Annotated in this window: 18 protein-coding genes; 13 read left to right on the forward strand and 5 right to left on the reverse strand. The window is 67.2% G+C overall.

The window, feature by feature from the left end; translation table 11 throughout:
* Window positions 1-3 precede the first annotated feature (3 nt).
* Window positions 4-2,787: a two component system sensor kinase gene (locus DK842_RS12010; protein WP_114061659.1), complete on the forward strand. Its 2,784-nt coding sequence runs from the start codon at window positions 4-6 to the stop codon at window positions 2,785-2,787.
* 23 nt (window positions 2,788-2,810) lie between these two features.
* Here the strand turns inward: DK842_RS12010 and DK842_RS12015 are convergent, their stop codons facing one another.
* Window positions 2,811-3,458, reverse strand: a complete 648-nt coding sequence (locus tag DK842_RS12015) for a two component system response regulator (protein ID WP_114061660.1) — start codon at window positions 3,456-3,458, stop codon at window positions 2,811-2,813.
* Window positions 3,459-3,562: 104 nt separating this feature from the next.
* On the opposite strand from DK842_RS12015, the gene DK842_RS12020 reads away from it, so the two are divergent.
* From DK842_RS12020 to DK842_RS12075, 12 genes are read left to right on the forward strand one after another with little or no spacing between them, the layout of a single operon-like run.
* Window positions 3,563-3,964 carry a protein EsaB gene (locus DK842_RS12020; RefSeq protein ID WP_114061661.1) on the forward strand — a complete coding sequence of 134 codons (402 nt, stop codon included), beginning with the start codon at window positions 3,563-3,565 and terminating at the stop codon, window positions 3,962-3,964.
* The gene (locus tag DK842_RS12025) at window positions 3,961-5,430 is read left to right on the forward strand and encodes an EscC/YscC/HrcC family type III secretion system outer membrane ring protein (protein WP_114061662.1); all 1,470 of its coding nucleotides are present in this window, start codon (window positions 3,961-3,963) and stop codon (window positions 5,428-5,430) included. The genes DK842_RS12020 and DK842_RS12025 overlap by 4 nt, the downstream gene beginning before the upstream one ends.
* 10 nt (window positions 5,431-5,440) lie before the next feature.
* Window positions 5,441-6,628: a type III secretion system inner membrane ring subunit SctD gene (gene sctD / locus DK842_RS12030; RefSeq protein WP_114061663.1), complete on the forward strand. Its 1,188-nt coding sequence runs from the start codon at window positions 5,441-5,443 to the stop codon at window positions 6,626-6,628.
* Window positions 6,629-6,637: 9 nt separating this feature from the next.
* Window positions 6,638-6,916, forward strand: coding sequence for an EscE/YscE/SsaE family type III secretion system needle protein co-chaperone (locus DK842_RS12035; RefSeq protein WP_114061664.1), 279 nt, complete (start codon window positions 6,638-6,640; stop codon window positions 6,914-6,916).
* Window positions 6,917-6,948: 32 nt separating this feature from the next.
* Complete coding sequence (locus DK842_RS12040) at window positions 6,949-7,659, forward strand: helix-turn-helix domain-containing protein (RefSeq protein ID WP_114061665.1); 711 nt, start codon at window positions 6,949-6,951, stop codon at window positions 7,657-7,659.
* A 10-nt stretch (window positions 7,660-7,669) separates the two neighbouring features.
* On the forward strand, window positions 7,670-7,885 hold the full coding sequence (sctF, locus tag DK842_RS12045) for a type III secretion system needle filament subunit SctF (RefSeq protein ID WP_114061666.1): 216 nt from the start codon (window positions 7,670-7,672) through the stop codon (window positions 7,883-7,885).
* A 3-nt stretch (window positions 7,886-7,888) separates the two neighbouring features.
* Window positions 7,889-8,158 carry an EscG/YscG/SsaH family type III secretion system needle protein co-chaperone gene (locus DK842_RS12050; RefSeq protein ID WP_114061667.1) on the forward strand — a complete coding sequence of 90 codons (270 nt, stop codon included), beginning with the start codon at window positions 7,889-7,891 and terminating at the stop codon, window positions 8,156-8,158.
* 2 nt (window positions 8,159-8,160) lie between these two features.
* Window positions 8,161-8,412 (forward strand): type III secretion system inner rod subunit SctI, encoded by a 252-nt coding sequence (sctI, locus tag DK842_RS12055; protein WP_114061668.1) that lies wholly within the window; start codon window positions 8,161-8,163, stop codon window positions 8,410-8,412.
* On the forward strand, window positions 8,409-9,107 hold the full coding sequence (gene sctJ, locus DK842_RS12060; protein ID WP_114061669.1) for a type III secretion system inner membrane ring lipoprotein SctJ: 699 nt from the start codon (window positions 8,409-8,411) through the stop codon (window positions 9,105-9,107). Before sctI ends, sctJ begins: the two co-directional genes overlap by 4 nt.
* The gene (locus DK842_RS12065) at window positions 9,104-9,661 is read left to right on the forward strand and encodes a type III secretion system domain-containing protein (RefSeq protein ID WP_145964029.1); all 558 of its coding nucleotides are present in this window, start codon (window positions 9,104-9,106) and stop codon (window positions 9,659-9,661) included. The genes sctJ and DK842_RS12065 overlap by 4 nt, the downstream gene beginning before the upstream one ends.
* A gap of 8 nt (window positions 9,662-9,669) precedes the next feature.
* Window positions 9,670-10,323, forward strand: a complete 654-nt coding sequence (locus tag DK842_RS12070) for a protein EsaK (RefSeq protein ID WP_145964030.1) — start codon at window positions 9,670-9,672, stop codon at window positions 10,321-10,323.
* Entirely contained in the window at window positions 10,316-11,350 is a 1,035-nt protein-coding gene (locus DK842_RS12075; RefSeq protein ID WP_168194878.1) for a TyeA family type III secretion system gatekeeper subunit, read from the forward strand. Before DK842_RS12070 ends, DK842_RS12075 begins: the two co-directional genes overlap by 8 nt.
* Window positions 11,351-11,410: 60 nt before the next feature.
* On the opposite strand, the gene DK842_RS12080 is transcribed toward DK842_RS12075, so the two are convergent.
* The 4 genes from DK842_RS12080 to DK842_RS12095 form a co-directional block, all read right to left on the reverse strand.
* Window positions 11,411-12,208, reverse strand: a complete 798-nt coding sequence (locus DK842_RS12080) for a hypothetical protein (protein WP_114061673.1) — start codon at window positions 12,206-12,208, stop codon at window positions 11,411-11,413.
* A 215-nt stretch (window positions 12,209-12,423) separates the two neighbouring features.
* Window positions 12,424-12,978 carry a hypothetical protein gene (locus DK842_RS12085; protein WP_114061674.1) on the reverse strand — a complete coding sequence of 185 codons (555 nt, stop codon included), beginning with the start codon at window positions 12,976-12,978 and terminating at the stop codon, window positions 12,424-12,426.
* A 303-nt stretch (window positions 12,979-13,281) separates the two neighbouring features.
* Window positions 13,282-14,259: a M14 family metallopeptidase gene (locus DK842_RS12090; RefSeq protein WP_114061675.1), complete on the reverse strand. Its 978-nt coding sequence runs from the start codon at window positions 14,257-14,259 to the stop codon at window positions 13,282-13,284.
* Entirely contained in the window at window positions 14,247-15,833 is a 1,587-nt protein-coding gene (locus DK842_RS12095) for an ABC transporter substrate-binding protein (protein WP_114061676.1), read from the reverse strand. Before DK842_RS12095 ends, DK842_RS12090 begins: the two co-directional genes overlap by 13 nt.
* Between the last annotated feature and the right edge of the window lie 39 nt (window positions 15,834-15,872).

Below are 15,872 nucleotides of genomic sequence, written 5' to 3' on the forward strand. Positions count from 1 at the left end.
TCGATGAGGTTCAAGTATCGCCAGTTGTTGGTTCATCGACCGTGGAAGTCCTCGCTGCCGTTCCGGCTGTGTCTGGTGCTCTGCGCGGCCATCGTGCTGTTCTGGACGCTGAGCACCGGCCTGGTGCTTTTTTTTGAATACCGCGAGGCGCGCAGCACGCTGCTGAGGCGGGTGGAGATGCAGGCGACGACGAGGGCGGTGAAGCAGAGCGAAGAGCTGCGCGGGATCGCCCGCGAGGTGCACACCCTGCACCGGCTATGGCGGGCGCTGCCGGAAAACGCAGGCCGCGTCCCGCAGCAATACCTGGCGGCGCGCTACAGCGCCGACGTGCCCGGCCACGCCGGCCGCGAGCCGCATCTGCGGCGGGCGATGGCCTTTGTCGAAGCCTTCGGCGGCACTTGCCTGGGCAATTTGATCAACACCTTCGCCCTGCTGGACAGCGGCGTGGTGTTTTCCAGCGCCAGCCCGCAGGGGCAGTGCGGCGAGGACGATCCGATGCGGGCGCACCTGGCCGAATTGCGCAGCCACCCGGCGCGCGCCGGCATGCTGTGGGGCAAGCCTTATCAGATGCCAAACGGCGAATGGCGAATGCTGGTGGGCGAGCCGGATACTGCCAGCGGGGTAGTGATTGGAGTCACGGTGCGCTTGACGGCGTTGTTCGACGTCGGCCATCTGGACGCGCTGGACGAGGGCGTGTTCGCCATTCTGGATGACGAGGGCAAGCTGCTGACGCCATTGCCCAAGCCGCTGTCCAAGGAGCTGCTGAAACCGTTGCCCGACTGTTATGTGCCGGTGTCGCGGCGGCTGGATGACTTTCGCGCCGTCTGCTTGAGAATGGAGCTGACCGGCTGGCGGCTGATCCATCTGTATCCAGCCGGCCGGCTGACCGAGCAGGCGATGTCGGTGCTGCCGCGCTACCTGCCGATGGCGGTGCTGATCCTGGTGTTGCTGATGGGGCTGCTGTACCTGGTGTTGCAGCGCAGCCTGGGCCGGACCCTGGACTGTTTCGTCAAAACCATCAGCCCGCGCGCGGCGGTGGGTTGCCAGCAGAGGCTGTCCGAGGAGCGGGAGGATGAGCTGGGCCAGATCGCCCGCGCCTACAACCGGCTGTTGAACGCGGTGCAGGCGCAGTACGCGGAGCTGGAGGCCAAGGTGGTGGAGCGCACCCAGGCGCTGGAGGAGGCCAGGCGGCGCGCGGAGCGGGCCAACGCCGAGAAGAGCGAGCAGATCAACAGCATCAGCCACGAGATCCGCACTCCGTTGAATGGGCTGGTGGGCGCGCTGATGCTGCTCAAGCGCAGCGATTGCGACGACTCGCAGCGAGACCTGGTGGACACCTCGCTGAAATGCTCCGGCCACCTGCTGGAGATCATCAACAACTTGCTCGACTTCTCCCGCATCGAGTCCGGCCACATGGTGGTCACCGCGGCCAGCGAGGATGTGCTGATGGTGGTGGACCAGGCGATGCTGACCGTGCAGCTGCAGGCGCTGGACAAGCGGCTGACGCTGCGCACCGAGATCGCGGCCAGCTGTCCGCGGGCGCTGTGCACCGACGGCCTGCGGCTTAGGCAGATCCTGATCAATCTGCTGGGCAACGCGGTGAAGTTCACGCCGGCGGGCGAGGTGGCGTTGAAAGTGTGGAGCGAGAGGGAGCGGATCTGCTTCAGCGTGCGCGACTCCGGTCCCGGCATCGAGCCTGAAAAGCAGTGCGAAATCTTCACCGCCTTCATGCAGATAGACAGCCATGTGGCGGGCAGCGGCCTGGGCCTGCCCATCGCCCGCAGCCTGGCGCAGCTGTTGGGCGGCAATCTGTTCCTGGCGCCTTCGGATCGCGGCGCCTGTTTCCAATTGGAGTTGCCGTTGGGGGAGTCCCGGCCGGAGCCGGCGGCCGATCGCGGCCCCATCGTCGCGCCGGCGCGGCTGCACGCGCAGCTGAGCGCCTGGGGCTATCAGCCGCAGGAGGGCGAGAATCCCTGTCTGGAAGCGCAGGAGCTGGCTTATCTGCCGGCGCGGCTGCTGCAGTGGCTGGAGCCTTCGGTGCCGCTGCCGCCGACCGCCGACGAAGCCTGCATGCCTCTGTCTGCCTGGAGCCTGAACGTGCTGGTAGTGGACGACGTGGACACCAACCGGGACATCATAGGCCGCATGCTGAGGCAGATGGGGCACGACAGCTGCGGCGCCTCAGGAGGCGAGGAGGCGCTGGAGCAGGGGCGCGCGCGGGTGTTCGACCTGATCCTGATGGATATGCGCATGCCGGGCATGTCCGGCGCGGAGGCGATGAGGCGGTGGCGCGATCCGGGAATGGGCATGCTGGACCCGGATTGCCCCATCTTCGTGCTGACCGCCAATGCCCAGCCTGGCGAGCGCGAGCGCCTGTTGACCGCTGGCTTCAACGAGTATCTGACCAAGCCGGTGTCGCTGGCGACCCTGGGCAGGGCGCTGGAACTGGCGGCGGACATGCAGCTGTGCCGCGGCATGGAACTGGCGCCCAATACCGGGATGGCCAAGCCCATGCTGCTTAGCGACGCTTCGCTGCTGGAGAGGCTGGGCGCGGAGCTGCGGTATTACTACCAGAAGCTGGGCGCGGCGTTGCTTGCGCGCAACATCGCCGAATGCCTGGGCTTGCTGCACACGCTGAAGGGGCTGGCCGGACAGGCCGGGCTGGAGCAGGTCCAGCGCGAGAGCGAACGCTGGGAAAACAGCCTGCGCCACGCGGTGGCGCCGCGGCAAGAGAGCTGGATCGCGCTGGGCGTGCTGATCGAACAGTCGCTGGCCAGAATGGTTTAGCGCCGGGCCGGCGCGGAGAGGGATTACAGTTCGATCAGGCCCAGGCGGCGAGCCCAGTTGCTCAATTCGGCGCCGTTGTGCGCGTCCAGCTTGCGCATCAGGTTGAGACGATGGGTTTCCACGGTTTTCAGGCTGATGGACAGCAATTCGGCGACGTCGCGGTTGCGGTGCCCCTCCGCCACCAGTTTCAGCACCTGGCGCTCGCGGCTGGTCAGCGGAGGGGTGTCGCCGGATTGCGGCATGGGCTGCAGCGTGTCCAGCCGCAGGGCGGGATCGCAATAGCTCTTGCCCAGCGCCGCGTATTGCAGCGCGGCCAGCAGCACTTGCTGCGGGCTTTGCTTCAGCACATAGGCCAGCGCGCCGGCGTCCAGCGCGGCGCGGCCGCGCTGGGTGTCGTTGGAGGCGGTGACCACCACCACGCGCAGCGCAGGCCAGCGCCGGCGCAACTGATGCAGCACGTCGAGGCCGTCCATGCCGGGCAGGCCCAGGTCCAGGATGACCATATCCGGCTCCAGCTGGCGGCAGGCGTCGCCGACCGCCAGGCCATCGGTGACCGCGCCGACCACCTGATAGCGCGGCTGGCCGGCGAGCAGGTTGCGGATGCCGTCGATCAGCAGGGAGTGATCCTCGACGATCAGCACTCGCAATGGGTGAACGCTGACGAAACTCATTGAAGATGCTCTTTAAAATATGACGGTAACTTTACCATTTTTCTAAAGGTTCAGGTATAGACCGGAGAGGCCGGAACAAGCGGTTTTGGCAAGATCAAGGGATCATGAGCAAAGCATTTGATCCCGCGCAGACGCTGCGCTGGCTGTCGCGGCGGCTGGCTTCTCCCCAGTGGTCGCAAGGCGGCCTGGCGCTGGAGGGCGCGCTGGGCGAGCGGCCGGCGCGCGCCAGGCGCTTCGACGACGGCCCGACGCTGGCGCTGAGGCTGGAGGCGGGCGAGGACGATGCGCGGCGCGTCTGCCTGTCGCTGGCGGCCACGGAGGAAGCGCTGGACGACGCGGCTTACCTGGCCGGCGGCCGGCTGTGGCTGCTGCGGCGCTATCCCCCCTGTCTGACCGAAACCGAGCTGGAATTGCTGCTCAAGCAGCAACTGGCGCTGGCCCAGTTGCTGGAGCGCAAGCCGGAGGGCCAGGCCGCGGCGCGGCCGCTGCCGGGGAGCTACGCATGAGGCGCGCATTCTCGGTTGCGCTTTTCGCGCTGGCGATGCCCGCCTTGGCCATGCCCATCCCCTGGCGCGGCGCGCCGTTCTTTTTGTCCAGCAACGACACTTCGCTGGCCGCCGCGCTGAAGGACCTGGGCGCCAATTACGGTTTGCCGGTGGTGGTCAGTCCCAAGATAGACGCCCGCTACGCCGGCCGGCTGCGCGATGTGCCGCGCGGCAGCGCGCTGGCCGAACTGACGCGTCTCTACCAGTTGCTGCCCTATTACGACGGCCACGCGCTCTATGTCTACCGCACCCAGGAAGTGGACCAAGCGTTGCTGACGCCGGCTTATATGGACGGCGGCCAACTGGCGGCGCTGATTTCCGCCAGCGGGCTGCTGGACGGCGCCGGCTGCCGGCTGCACGGCGTGGGCGCCGCCAACGCGCTGCAGATCAGCGGCGTGCCGATCTGCCTGGCCCGGGTGAAGGAGCTGGCCAAGCAACTGGACCAGCAGCATCTGAACCAGGAGCAGAACCGGGAAACGGTGCGCCTGTTTCCGCTGCGCTACGCCAGCGCCGCGGACAACCATTACGCCTATCGCGGCCAGTCGGTGACGGTGCCCGGCGTGGTGTCGGTGCTGCGGGAGATGGCGCAGGGGCGGGCGTTGCCGCTGCCTGACAACAAGAACCCCGCGCCGGCCGATCCCGGCGGCCTGCCGATGTTTTCCGCCGACACCCGCCAGAACGCGGTGCTGGTGCGCGACCGCAACAAGAACATGGCCTTGTACGCCGACCTGATTCCCAAACTGGACAAGCAGCCGATGCTGATCGAAATCTCGGTGGCCATCATCGACGTCAATACCGCCGACATCGACGCGCTGGGCATCGACTGGTCGGCCTCGGCCCGCATCGGCGGCGGCACCGTCAGCTTCAACAGCGGGCAATTGGCCAGCGACAGTTTTTCCTCGCTGGTGGCGGACTCCGGCAACTTCATGCTGAGGCTGAGCGCGCTGGAGCAGCAAGCCAAGGCCAAGGTGGTGTCGCGGCCGTCGGTGGTGACGCTGGACAATGTCCAGGCGGTGCTGGACCGCAGCATCACTTTCTACACCAAGCTGGTCAGCGAGAAGAGCGCCTCGCTGCAAGGCCTGACCTCCGGCGCGCTGATGCGGGTGACGCCGCGGCTGATCCGCGAAAGCGGGGCCGAGCGGGTGTTGCTGACGCTGAACATTCAGGATGGACGGCAGCAGGGTTACAACCCCGAAAATTTACCGTTGGTGCAAAACGCCGAAATCGCCACCCAGGCCACGCTGAACCTGGGACAGGCGCTGCTGTTGGGCGGCTTCGTCCAGGACGAGCGCATCGAGGATGTGCGCAAGATACCGCTGTTGGGCGACCTGCCGTTGATAGGCGGCTTGTTCCGCAGCCGGACACAGAACGACCGCAGCGTGGTGCGGCTGTTCCTGATCAAGGCCGAGCCGCGCTCGCCGGCTTGAGGAGTGCGATATGGAAGCCCGTTACAAGCTCAGGCTGCTCAACGGCGCGCTGGCCGGCAGGGAGCTGCCGCTGCCGGAGGGCGCGTTCACCATCGGAACGGGAGACTGCGACCTGTTGTTGCCGCTGGACGGCGGCGCCGAGGCGGCGCTGGAGGTGTCGGAGGGCGGCGTGGCGCTGCATGGCGGCGCGCCGTGCTGGGTCGAGGGCGAGCGCCTGCCGTTCGGCCCGCTGCCGCTGGATGTGGGCCTGGATCTGGCGGGCCTGCATTGCGCGCTGGGAGCGGCCGACGCCGATCTGGAACGCATCCAGGTCGCGCCCAGGCGGCTGCGGGCGTCTGCCAGGCGCGGCGCTGGCGCCGCCGCGCTGGCGCTGGCGCTGGGCTTGGGTGGCGCGGCCTGGCTGTGGCCGTCGCCCGCGCCGCCGCCCTCGCCCAGAGAGTGGCTGCCGCAGGCGCTGCGCGAGGTGCCGGGCGTCAGCGCGCGCTGGCTGGGCGGCGACGCATTGCTGCTCTCCGGCAACTGCCGCGACAGCGCCAAGCTGGCCGCGCTGGCCGGCCGCTTGCGGGAGGCGGGCGTGAGATTGCGGCAGGAGGCGGTGTGCGACGACGAGCTGCTGCGCTCGGTGCGCGCGCTGTTGGCAGCCTACGGTTACCCGGAAGTGGAGGTGGAGTTGGCAGCCGGACGGCGGGCGCGGATAGACGGGCCGGTGAGCAACGACGAACGTTTCGCCGGCTTGGCGCGGGCGCTGGACGGTCTCGTCGGCCTGAGCGGCTGGCAGCTGTCCGACCGCGGCGCCGAGCAACTGGCGCGGCTGACGGCGCGCTTGACCGAAGCGGGCGTGCTGTCCGGCTTGAGCATCGAGCGCAACGGCCGGGGCTGGCTGCTGTCCGGCCAACTGCCGGCTGAGTATCAGTCCAGGCTGATGGAGGCGCTGGACGCGCTCAACGCCGGGCTGGAACCGGCCGCGCGGCTGCGCTTCGTCGCGGCCGCCAGCGCGGCCGACGCGCGCGCCTACCTGCCCGCTGCGCTGGCCGGCATCGGCGGCAATGCCGGGGCGCCCTATCTGATCCTGGCCAACGGCATGCGGCTGCCGCTGGGCAGCATGGCCAAGCGCGGCATGAAGGTGGTGGGCATCTCGCCGTCCGGCGCGACGTTGTCGGGCGGGCAGCGTCTGCTGTTCCTGCCATTGAACCCCTGAGGAGAGGGAATGGACCATACCCTGACCCGGCTGGAGGACGAACTGGCCGAAGACGCGGCCGGGCTGGCCCTGCGCGCCCGAACGCGGGAGCTGGAAGCGTGGGCCGCGGAGCTGGGCGGCGAATTGCGCCGGCCGCAAACCGCCGAGCGCTACGCCAGCCTGGAGCGGCAGCGCCGCGCCTGCCTGGCGGCGCTGCGGGTGCTGGACGCGGTGTGGCGGCGCGGCCACTGGGATGGCGGCCAACTCAGGTCCAGACCCGATTGGGCTGTCCGACAGTCTGGCGCATGATCCCCGCCATGGTGACACTGAAGGAGTGGGCGATGTCCCGATTGCACATCATCCTGAACCGCCAGGCCGGGTTATTGCGAATAGACGGCCAGGCCTGGCTGCAAGAGGCTTCCAGCCTGACGCTGTACGCCGGATCGTCGGCGCTGGACGTGCCGTCTTACGCCTGCGGTCCGTCGGAGCTGCAGCCTATCTGCCGCGATCTGGAGCATCTGATGTCCGGCGACGCGCCGGCGGCGGCGAGGAAGCCGGAGCCGCGCATGGTGTCTGCCGGGCCGGAGCTGCTGCTGGCGGTGTCGCAGCTGGCGCAGGCGGACTTGGGCGCGATGCTGCGCTTCGCGCTGGCTTACTGCCTGACGGTGGACAAGGCCCAATGCTCGGCCTTGCTGCGACATCTTCTGCGGCCGGACCAGGACCTGTTCGACTTCATCCACCGCCACCGGCTGCGCGCGTGGCCAGTGGAGTGCTACGCCGATGCGCTGGGCTTGCCGCCGCGCAAGTTCAATCAGCTGTTCAAGGAAAAGTTCGGCGTGCCGGCCAAGCATTGGCTGCTTACCCAGCGGCTGGAGCACGCGCGCCGGTTGCTGGAAACCACGTCGAAGAAGGTGATAGACGTGGCGATGGAGTCCGGTTTCGGCAACGCCGCGCATTTTTCCGACAGCTTTCGCCGCCATTTCCAGATGACGCCCAGCGATGCCCGCCGCGGCGCGCTGTGCGCGCGCCGGCAGCCGGCGCCCATGTTCTGAGGAGACCAGGATGAATCTAGACGCCATCGTCGCCCAGATGGGCAGCCAGGTGGACCGCGTGTCCAACGACGCCGAAACCGCCATCCAGTCCGACGTGCTCAATGATCCGCGCAGCATGCTCAACGCCCAGTTCGCGATGCAGCAGTACTCGGTGATGATCGGCTACGAGAGCGCGGTGATGAAGTCCATCAAGGACATGATGATGGGCATTATTTCGAAGATCTGAACCATGCAACCCGATCCCGCACGCGTGAGGCTGGCTCTGGAAGCGGGCTTCGCCGCAGTCAACCACGGCCTGCGCGCCGAGATGGAGGACATCCTGGCGGCACTGCCGGACTGGCTGGACGATCCGGAGCAACGGGCGCGCACCGAGGCGGTGCTGCTGTTCGGCCTGGGCCGCCGCCGCGCCGCCGCCGCCCGGTTGGCGGCGCTGCCGCCGGACGACTGCCTGCCGCTGCGCCGCCTGTTGTCACCCCATTGCCTCCACAAGGAACCTTGACCATGACCATTCCCGCCGTTACCGACATCCTGGCCGCCGTCGCGCCGCAACCCAACGTGGAGCCGCTGACGCCGGCGTCCGACGCCCGGCAGCTGTTCGAGCAATTGCTGAATGACGAAACCGCCACCACTTCGCCGTCCGAACTGTTGACGGCGCAATCAGCGCTGGGCCAGGTGACCCTGGGCGCGGAGCTGACCGCCAAGGTGGCGGGAGCCTTCAGCCAGGGGGTGAACAAGCTGGTGAACATGCAATGAAACCGCTTGGCTTGCTGCTGGTCTGCGCGCTGCTGCTGATAGGCTGCAAGAGCGAACTCTACAGCAAGCTGGACGAGGCCGAAGCCAACCAGATGCTGGCCTTGCTGATGTACAACCGCATCCCGGCGGAGAAGCGGGCGGACAAGGAGGGCGTCGGCCTGTTCGTCGACGAGGACCGCTTCGTCGACGCGGTGGAGGTGTTGCGCCAGAACGGCCTGCCCCGCCGCAAGGCGGTGGGCATGCAGGACCTGTTTCCTAGCGGCCAGCTGGTGTCCTCGCCTGAGCAGGAGGAGGCCAAGCTCAATTATCTGAAGAGCCAGCAGCTGGAGCAGATGCTGTCGCGGATGGACGGGGTGATCGTGGCCGAGGTGACGGTGGCGCAGCCACGCGCCCGCGACGGCGAGGAAGCGCCGCCGGCCTCGGCCGCGGTGTTCATCAAGCACAGCCCGGAAGTGAACCTGCCGGCGCGCGAAGCCGAAATCCGCGCGTTGGTGCGCGACGGCATTCCCAGGCTGCCCGCCGAGCGCATCAGCCTGTCGCTGCAAAGAGCCGACTACCGCTATCTGCCCGCCCAGGCGCAGCCCGCGCCTTCGCGCCTGAAAACCTGGCTGCCCTGGACCGCCGCAGGCGCCGCGCTGGCCGTCGCGGCCGCGTTGGCGCTGTTGTGGCGCCGCCGCCGCAAGGAAGCGGCGTGAGTCCGGCGCAGCGCGCGCTGGCCGAGCTGTGGTGGCGGCCGGGCGGCCGCATGGACGCCGGCTGGTGGCCGCGGCTGGAGATGGAGGCTTGGCGCGGCGATTACCAGCGCCGAAGCGCGCTGAGGCCGGCGCTGGACGGCATGCTGGCCAAGCGGCTGGGCCAAGACGGCGCGCTGCCGGCCCTGTCGGCCGAGGCCGAAGCCCTGCTGGCCGACGATGGCCGCCGCGGCGCGTTGTGCCTGAGCTTGGGCCTATGGGCGCTGGGCTGTCCCGATTATCTGTTGCTGCGCGCCTACCGCGCGCCCTTGGCCGCCCATCTGGACGCTGCGGCCCTGGCCCGATTGCCCGCGCTGTTGCCGACGCGGGCCGGCGCCGTCGCCGAATGGACGCCGGAAGCGTTGTGCGGCGAGGCGTTGCGCCATGGCGGCGCCTGGCTCGCGCGGGCGGAAGACCCGGCGGTGGCGGCCTGCCGCCTGCATTGGGCGCCGCTGGAGCGCGCGCCGCGGGCGGATTCTCCGCTGCCGGCATTGCGCAAGTTGTTGAAATGGCTATGAACAATCCCTTGAATCTTGATATACGGCGGCTGCCAGGCCGGCTGCCGGCCGGAGACGTGATCGCATCGGCCGAGCTGGATGCCAGGCTGAGGCTGGACGACACGCTGGCCGGCCTGCAGGCCGAAACGCGGGCGCTGCGAGATGCGGCGAGGGCCGAACTGGAACAGGCGCGCCGCGACGGCGAAACCTTGCGCGCGGCCTTGCGCCGCCAGGCGGAGGCGGAGTGCGAGCGATTGCGGCAGGCTGCGCGCGGCGAGGCCGTGGCCGAGGCGGTCGAGTGGCTGTGCGCAGAGCAGGCGCTGGAGCGCCGCATCGCCGACACGGTGTCCGCTCGCTGGCGGCGGCTGACCGCCAAGGCGCTGGAAGAGCTGCTGGGCAGCATCGATCAGAATGAGCTGATGCTGCGGCGCGTGGAGCGGCGGGTGGCGGAGTGGATGCCCAAGGGCGCGCTGACGTTGCTGGTGCCGCCGGAAGGGCTGGAGCGCGCGCGCCAGCATTACGCCGCATTGCCGTCGGTCCGCGTGCGCGCGGCCGCGGAGCTGGGACCGGGCCAGGCCCGGCTGGAAAACGAATTGCTGCGCATTCATCTGGATGGCCCGGCCCACCAGGCCTGGCTGTTGCGGCAACTGGCCGGCGACACGGAGCGCATCGTCCATGCTTAGACTGGATCAACTGGTGACCGGAGCCGCGGGCGGCATCGAGGACGGCATCGCCGAGCCCATGGCAGGCCAAGTGGACGGGGGCGATTCCGCCTTGGCGATGGCGCGGGCCGAATTGATGGATTTCCAGTTCAGCGCGTTGCAGGAGACCCAGGAAGAGCTCAGCTTCGCCTTGGGCGGCAGGCTGCGCGACAACCGGCGAGGCGGGCAGGCGCAGGAGAACGCGCGCGGCCGGGTGCTGGCGGCCAAACTGGTGGCCGAGCTGGGCGCGGTCGAGGCCGCCACGCTGGATGGGGTGCTGGATGGGCCGCAGGATTGGCTGCGCTCGCCGCGGATGCTGGATGCGCTGCGGCAGCGACACCCCGATCCCGGCCAGATGGCGCTGCATATCGCCGCCTGGCTGGCGCGCGGCAAGCTGGACGCCAAGCAGCGCGGCCGGCTGGAACAGGCGCTGCTGGAGTTGAGCGCCGACGAGGGGATGGCGCTGTCGTTGTTCGGCGCGCTGAATTTCGGCCCCGTCACGCCGGGTTTGCGCCAGGAATTGGCTGCCTTGTACCGGAAGGCAAGCGCTCCCCGGCAGAGGTTGTCGCAGTGGCTGCAGTCGCTGGGCGCGGGGGAGAGGCGGCGCAAACAATTGAAGACCATGCTGCAGGTGCTGGCCTTCGATTTGTCGGTCAGCGGCCAGCCTATCGTCGGCAGCCACCTGGCGGCGGTGATCGGCGATTTGAAGCAACTGCTGCGGTTGCTGGGACTGGAGGCGCACTGCGAGCAAGCCGCCGCCGGCCTGGCGTTGGAGCGAGTGGACGGCGAGACGCTGATGCGGTCGCTGGTGACGCTGCTGGAGCAGGCATGGGCGGCGGCGGACAGCGTGGGCGAGGCTTTGCCGCCGCTGCCGGACCAGCAATACCGGCTGGCGCGATCCCTGTCCCGTCTGCTGCAACTGTTGCCGGACGAATGCTTCTCCGACGATGGCCACAAGGCGCAACTGATGTCGGCCGCGCAGGAGTGGATGGATCGCCACGCCGATTAAGCGGCCGCGATCGGGGTTGCCGAGGCGACGCCAGGCGGGGGCCGCGCGCGTTCGCGGCGCCTACAGCCTCTTGGAGCCGATCAGGCGGTTGAACAGCGAGCGCGGAATCTTGCGGTGCATGCCGTGGTGGACCAGGAATTCCTTCAGCGTTTGCAAGCGGGTCTGCTCGATGCCGAATTTCTCGCACAGGTAGTTCTTGCACTTGATCACCGAGTCGGTGCTGCGCGGCGCGTTGCGCGGCCGGTATTTGTCCATGAAGGCGGCGATCTGCTTGAACTCCCAGTTGAGCAGCAGCAGGAAGCAGACTTCCTGCTCGTACTCGGTCAGCGTCACGCCTTCCAGGCTGCTGTAGGCTGAGCCTTGCTCCAGGCTGCAGCCGGCGCCGAACTCCAGCACGTAGTTGGGGATGATGTTGAGGAAGTTGCCGATTTCCACATCCTGGCCGCTGTAGATGGTGCCGAGAATCGACTGGCTGGCGTGGTGGACCAGCATGTGCTTGTTGAACACGCGGGCCTTCAGTCCGTCCGCGTATTCGTGGATGTTGAGCGTGGCGATCTTGTGCTTGGGCATGCCACTTTGCATCAGCGACAGGTCCTCGCTGACATAACTGTCGGCGAACTGGGCGGTGCCTTCGCACGGCATCTCGCAGTCCAGCCGGCCGGCGACGTCGCCGCCCTGTCTCAGGGCCACGATCTTGGCGTAGGCGTCGGTGGATATCAGATGGCGGGAGTGGATATCCTTGGCACCCAGCATCATGTCCGAACTCTGGGACAGCATTTCTATCGATTGGCGAAATCCGGCGATGAAGCTTTTATGCTCGTCGGTGAATTGCTCCGGAGCCAACATGGCGTAGGTCATGGATATTCCTTTTCTGATGCGAGTGGTCGAGCCCGTTAATCGCATGGCGGGATTCGGCCAATTTGGTGCGAAAAGCTTTTATTTTAATGGTCTTGGACTGCTGATATTTATCCACCTGTCCAGGCGGCCATGCGCGGCAGGGTTTTTCTGGATGAGCTCGCCCTGAGTCATCCTGAATATATTTCAACGTTGAATAAAAAAAGAAAAGGCCGCGCTCAGGCGGCCTGTCGCGCTTCCTGCAGAAAGCGCTGGCAATAAACGAGCTGCAGCCTGAGCCGGCATAGCGTCAGTTGGGCGTCGCTCCAGCCGCGGGGCGGACCGGCGGGCGATTTTTCCTCTGGCCGCAGTCTGGCTTCCAGCCCGGCGATGCGGCGGCGTAGAAGCGGGATGCGGGCGAGCCGCATCGGCAGCAGCAGTTTCTCCTCCGGATGCCGGCGGCCGGCCATGGCCGCCGCGCGCACCTGCCAGTAGCGCGGGTCGTACCAGAGGCCGGTGCCCAGAGGCAGGTCGCGGCAGGGAAGATGCTCGACATAGGGCAGGTACAGGTCGCCGTGCCAGATGGCGTCGTCTTCCACGATGCCGCACAGTTGCAGCAGCGTTTTCTCCTGAGGCCGCGACCAGCCGTCGGAGACGAAGACCATGGCATCCGGCAGGAGTTGGAAACCCTGATCCGCCAACATCGAGCACAGCGGCGCGCTCAGCGTGCCGCGCGCGTAAATCCTCAGTCTGTCGTCGTCTGGAGAATAGGTGGCGATCAGCGATTTATTCATATTGGGGTCCCTGGCTGTGTGCGTGAAGGAGGCAAATGAGAACGCGCCTTTTTTACCCCGGATTTTGCCTTGCGGCCGGAATGAAGATAACTCCAGATTTCTGGAGGTTTTGTAACGCATTAGCCATGAACTGGCGCGGCTAATTTACCGCGTCATTGTTTTTATACGAATGGATTCGGCCGGTATTTTGAATGTCGGAGAGAGGTGGCAAGGAAAGCGCCGTCTTGTGCAGGGGGAAAGACATAGGCGAAAAGCGCCGCGTCCTGTCCGGCGAGGCGCTTTTGACTGTCCCGCCGGAGCGGACTACCGGCGATGGGAGGGCTTGGCCAGATAGAACCATTCCTGGCCGGCCTGGGCGCGGGGATTGGGAAACACGATGCGGGCGTCGTCCGGCGCGGATACCGGACTGCCATCGGCGCGGCGGCCTATCGTTTCGCCGCGGCGGACGGAGGCGAAGCTTGTCCACTCACGGGCGAAGCTGTCGTTGTCGTCCAGCTTGTCCACCACCTCGTACAGGCTGAGCAGGGCGAGCGGCTGAGGTTGCGGATCGGGCGCATCCACCATGCCCAGGTGGGCCAGGGTATTGAGAATGGCGCGATAGGCCACCTCCGGCGCGGCGGCGTCGCCGTGGCGGCCGCATTCCAGCGTCAGCGCCCAGCCGCCCTGGCTGCGCATGTACTCGGTGGTGCCCACGCCGTAGCGGGCGTCGCCGTTCAGCGCCTGTTGGCGCGCGTCGCCGGTCGGCGCCTGCCGCCGCCGCGCCACGCCCAGCGCGTAGGTGGACAGCCAGCCGTCCACCGCGTCGGCGACGCCCAGCCGCCGCGCCAGCGCTTCCTCGCGGGCGGCGTGGGCGAACGGCTCCAGTTCGCCATCGTTGTCGGTCGGGCCGAGAAAGACGAAAGGCTGGCCGGGCGACTGAAACGAGTGCAGATCGAGCAGGACTTCATGCTCGGCCAGCAGCGGACACAGCCAGTTGGCGACATGGTCTTCGTAGTCCTGTGGCGACGTTGTCGGCGCGAGATTGCGGTTCAGATTGCGTTCTCCGCCGCGTTGCCCCAGCCGGTAGGCCAGCGGATTGGCGACCGGCACCAGGGTCAGCCGGCCGGCGGCGAGCTTGCGCGCGCCTTGCTCCAGCTCCGCCATCAGCCGGCGGATGGCGATGGCGCCGCATACCTCGTTGCCATGCACCGCGCCGGTGACGATCAGCGCCGGCCCCTCCTTCAGCGCTTGGTAGCGGTGGCTGGCGAAGGACTGCGGCCAATCCGGGTTTATTTGAGCCATACGTTCTCGAAGTCGAAAGAGCCGTTGGGGTTCATGATGAAACCCTGCACATCGGCGCGCAACGGGATGTAGATGCGGGAGTGGGCGATGGTGATCCACGGCCGCTCGCGTTTGAAGATTTCCTGCGCCTTCAGGTAGTACTGGGTTCGCTGTTTCTGGTCGGTGGTCTGGCGGCCCATCTGCAGCAGCCGTTCGAATTCGGGATTGCAGAAGCGCTGGCCGCCCTTGCTGACGGCGCAGGACAGGCTGTTCCACAGGAAGTCGTCCGGGTCGCCGGAGTTGCTGGTCAGGCCGGACATGTAGACGTCGTGCTCGCCGGCGCCGGCGCGTTTCAGGTACTCGCCCCATTCGTAGGATTGGATATTGGCCTTGACCCCGATCCTGGCCCAGTCTTGCTGGATCATTTGCGCCATCAGCTTGCCGTTGGGATTGGTGGGCCGCTGCACCGGCAACGCCCACAGATTGACGGCGAAGCCGTCCGGATAGCCGGCCTGGGCCAGCAGCGCCTTGGCTTTGGCCGGGTTGTATTCGTTGCGGGTTTTCGGATTCCAGCTCCAGGTGGACGGCGGAAAGGGGTTCACCGCCTGCGTCGCGCCGCCCTTGGGGAACAGCGCCTTGAACAGCGCGTCGCGGTTGATGGCGATGTCCAGCGCCACCCGCACCTCGCGCTTGGCGAACTGCGGCCGCTTCAGGTTGTAGGCGAGGTAGGAGATGTTGCTGGCGCCGGTGGAGGCGATCTTGATGTTCTTGTCGCCGGACAGCGCGTCGAGATCGGATTCGCGCACCGCCGCGGCCACCTGGCATTCGCCGGCCTTCAGCTTCTGGATGCGCACTTGCGGATCGGCGACGATGGCGAACACCAGGCTCTGCGTTTTCTGCGGCTTGCCCCAGTAGCGGGGATTGGCCTCGTAGCGGATGATGGAATCCTTGGCGTAGCTCTTGAAGCGGTAAGGGCCGGTGCCGATGGGCAGCAAGTTGATCTGCTGCGGCTTGCCGGCTTTCAGCAATTGCTCGGCGTATTCGGCCGACTGCATGCCGGCGAAGCCCATCGCGAAGAAGGTGAGGAAGGTGGCGTTGCGTTCCTTCAGCCGGATTTTCACGGTGTGGGCGTCGACCTTTTGCACGGTGTCGATCAGCTTGGCCAGACCGTAGCCATCCGGCCCAGTCAACGGCGTCTTGAACGCCTGGTTGAACGGCAGCTCCGGGCGTATCCAGCGGTTGACGGTGAATACCGCGTCGTCGGCGTTGAAGTCGCGGCTGGGCGAGAAGTAGCCGGTCTGGTGGAAATGAACGCCGCGGCGCAGCTTGAAGGTGTACTCCAGTCCATCCGCCGACACTGTCCAGCTCTCGGCAAGTCCCGGGCGCAGCGCCACGCCGCCGCGCTTGAATTCCGTCAGCCCCTGGAATACAGGCTTGGTGATGTTGTAAGTGGTGGCGCTGTCCCACAGCGCGGGGTCGAAGCCTTCAGGCGAGGCCTCCGCGCAGAAGACCAGCGGCTTGGCGGCGAAGGCGGGCAGGGCCGCGGCGAGCGAGGCGGACAGCAACAGAGCGAACGGCAGGCGGAATGGAGTCATGGCCTTTTCCAGTGAGGCGGCGCGCGAACGATGCGATGG

Origin of the sequence: Chromobacterium phragmitis, assembly GCF_003325475.1 — a bacterium.
Taxonomy (GTDB): domain Bacteria; phylum Pseudomonadota; class Gammaproteobacteria; order Burkholderiales; family Chromobacteriaceae; genus Chromobacterium; species Chromobacterium phragmitis.

Excerpts from the sequence above, each read along its gene's own strand:
- sctJ (WP_114061669.1), top strand. The coding sequence starts at position 8,409 with ATGAAACCGCTTGGCTTGCTGCTGGTCTGCGCGCTGCTGCTGATAGGC.
- sctI (WP_114061668.1), top strand. The coding sequence starts at position 8,161 with ATGACCATTCCCGCCGTTACCGACATCCTGGCCGCCGTCGCGCCGCAA.
- DK842_RS12035 (WP_114061664.1), top strand. The coding sequence starts at position 6,638 with ATGGACCATACCCTGACCCGGCTGGAGGACGAACTGGCCGAAGACGCG.
- DK842_RS12050 (WP_114061667.1), top strand. The coding sequence starts at position 7,889 with ATGCAACCCGATCCCGCACGCGTGAGGCTGGCTCTGGAAGCGGGCTTC.
- DK842_RS12025 (WP_114061662.1), top strand. The coding sequence starts at position 3,961 with ATGAGGCGCGCATTCTCGGTTGCGCTTTTCGCGCTGGCGATGCCCGCC.
- DK842_RS12020 (WP_114061661.1), top strand. The coding sequence starts at position 3,563 with ATGAGCAAAGCATTTGATCCCGCGCAGACGCTGCGCTGGCTGTCGCGG.
- DK842_RS12095 (WP_114061676.1), bottom strand. The coding sequence starts at position 15,833 with ATGACTCCATTCCGCCTGCCGTTCGCTCTGTTGCTGTCCGCCTCGCTC.
- DK842_RS12090 (WP_114061675.1), bottom strand. The coding sequence starts at position 14,259 with ATGGCTCAAATAAACCCGGATTGGCCGCAGTCCTTCGCCAGCCACCGC.
- DK842_RS12075 (WP_168194878.1), top strand. The coding sequence starts at position 10,316 with ATGCTTAGACTGGATCAACTGGTGACCGGAGCCGCGGGCGGCATCGAG.
- sctF (WP_114061666.1), top strand. The coding sequence starts at position 7,670 with ATGAATCTAGACGCCATCGTCGCCCAGATGGGCAGCCAGGTGGACCGC.
- DK842_RS12040 (WP_114061665.1), top strand. The coding sequence starts at position 6,949 with ATGTCCCGATTGCACATCATCCTGAACCGCCAGGCCGGGTTATTGCGA.
- DK842_RS12010 (WP_114061659.1), top strand. The coding sequence starts at position 4 with ATGAGGTTCAAGTATCGCCAGTTGTTGGTTCATCGACCGTGGAAGTCC.
- sctD (WP_114061663.1), top strand. The coding sequence starts at position 5,441 with ATGGAAGCCCGTTACAAGCTCAGGCTGCTCAACGGCGCGCTGGCCGGC.
- DK842_RS12015 (WP_114061660.1), bottom strand. The coding sequence starts at position 3,458 with ATGAGTTTCGTCAGCGTTCACCCATTGCGAGTGCTGATCGTCGAGGAT.
- DK842_RS12080 (WP_114061673.1), bottom strand. The coding sequence starts at position 12,208 with ATGACCTACGCCATGTTGGCTCCGGAGCAATTCACCGACGAGCATAAA.
- DK842_RS12085 (WP_114061674.1), bottom strand. The coding sequence starts at position 12,978 with ATGAATAAATCGCTGATCGCCACCTATTCTCCAGACGACGACAGACTG.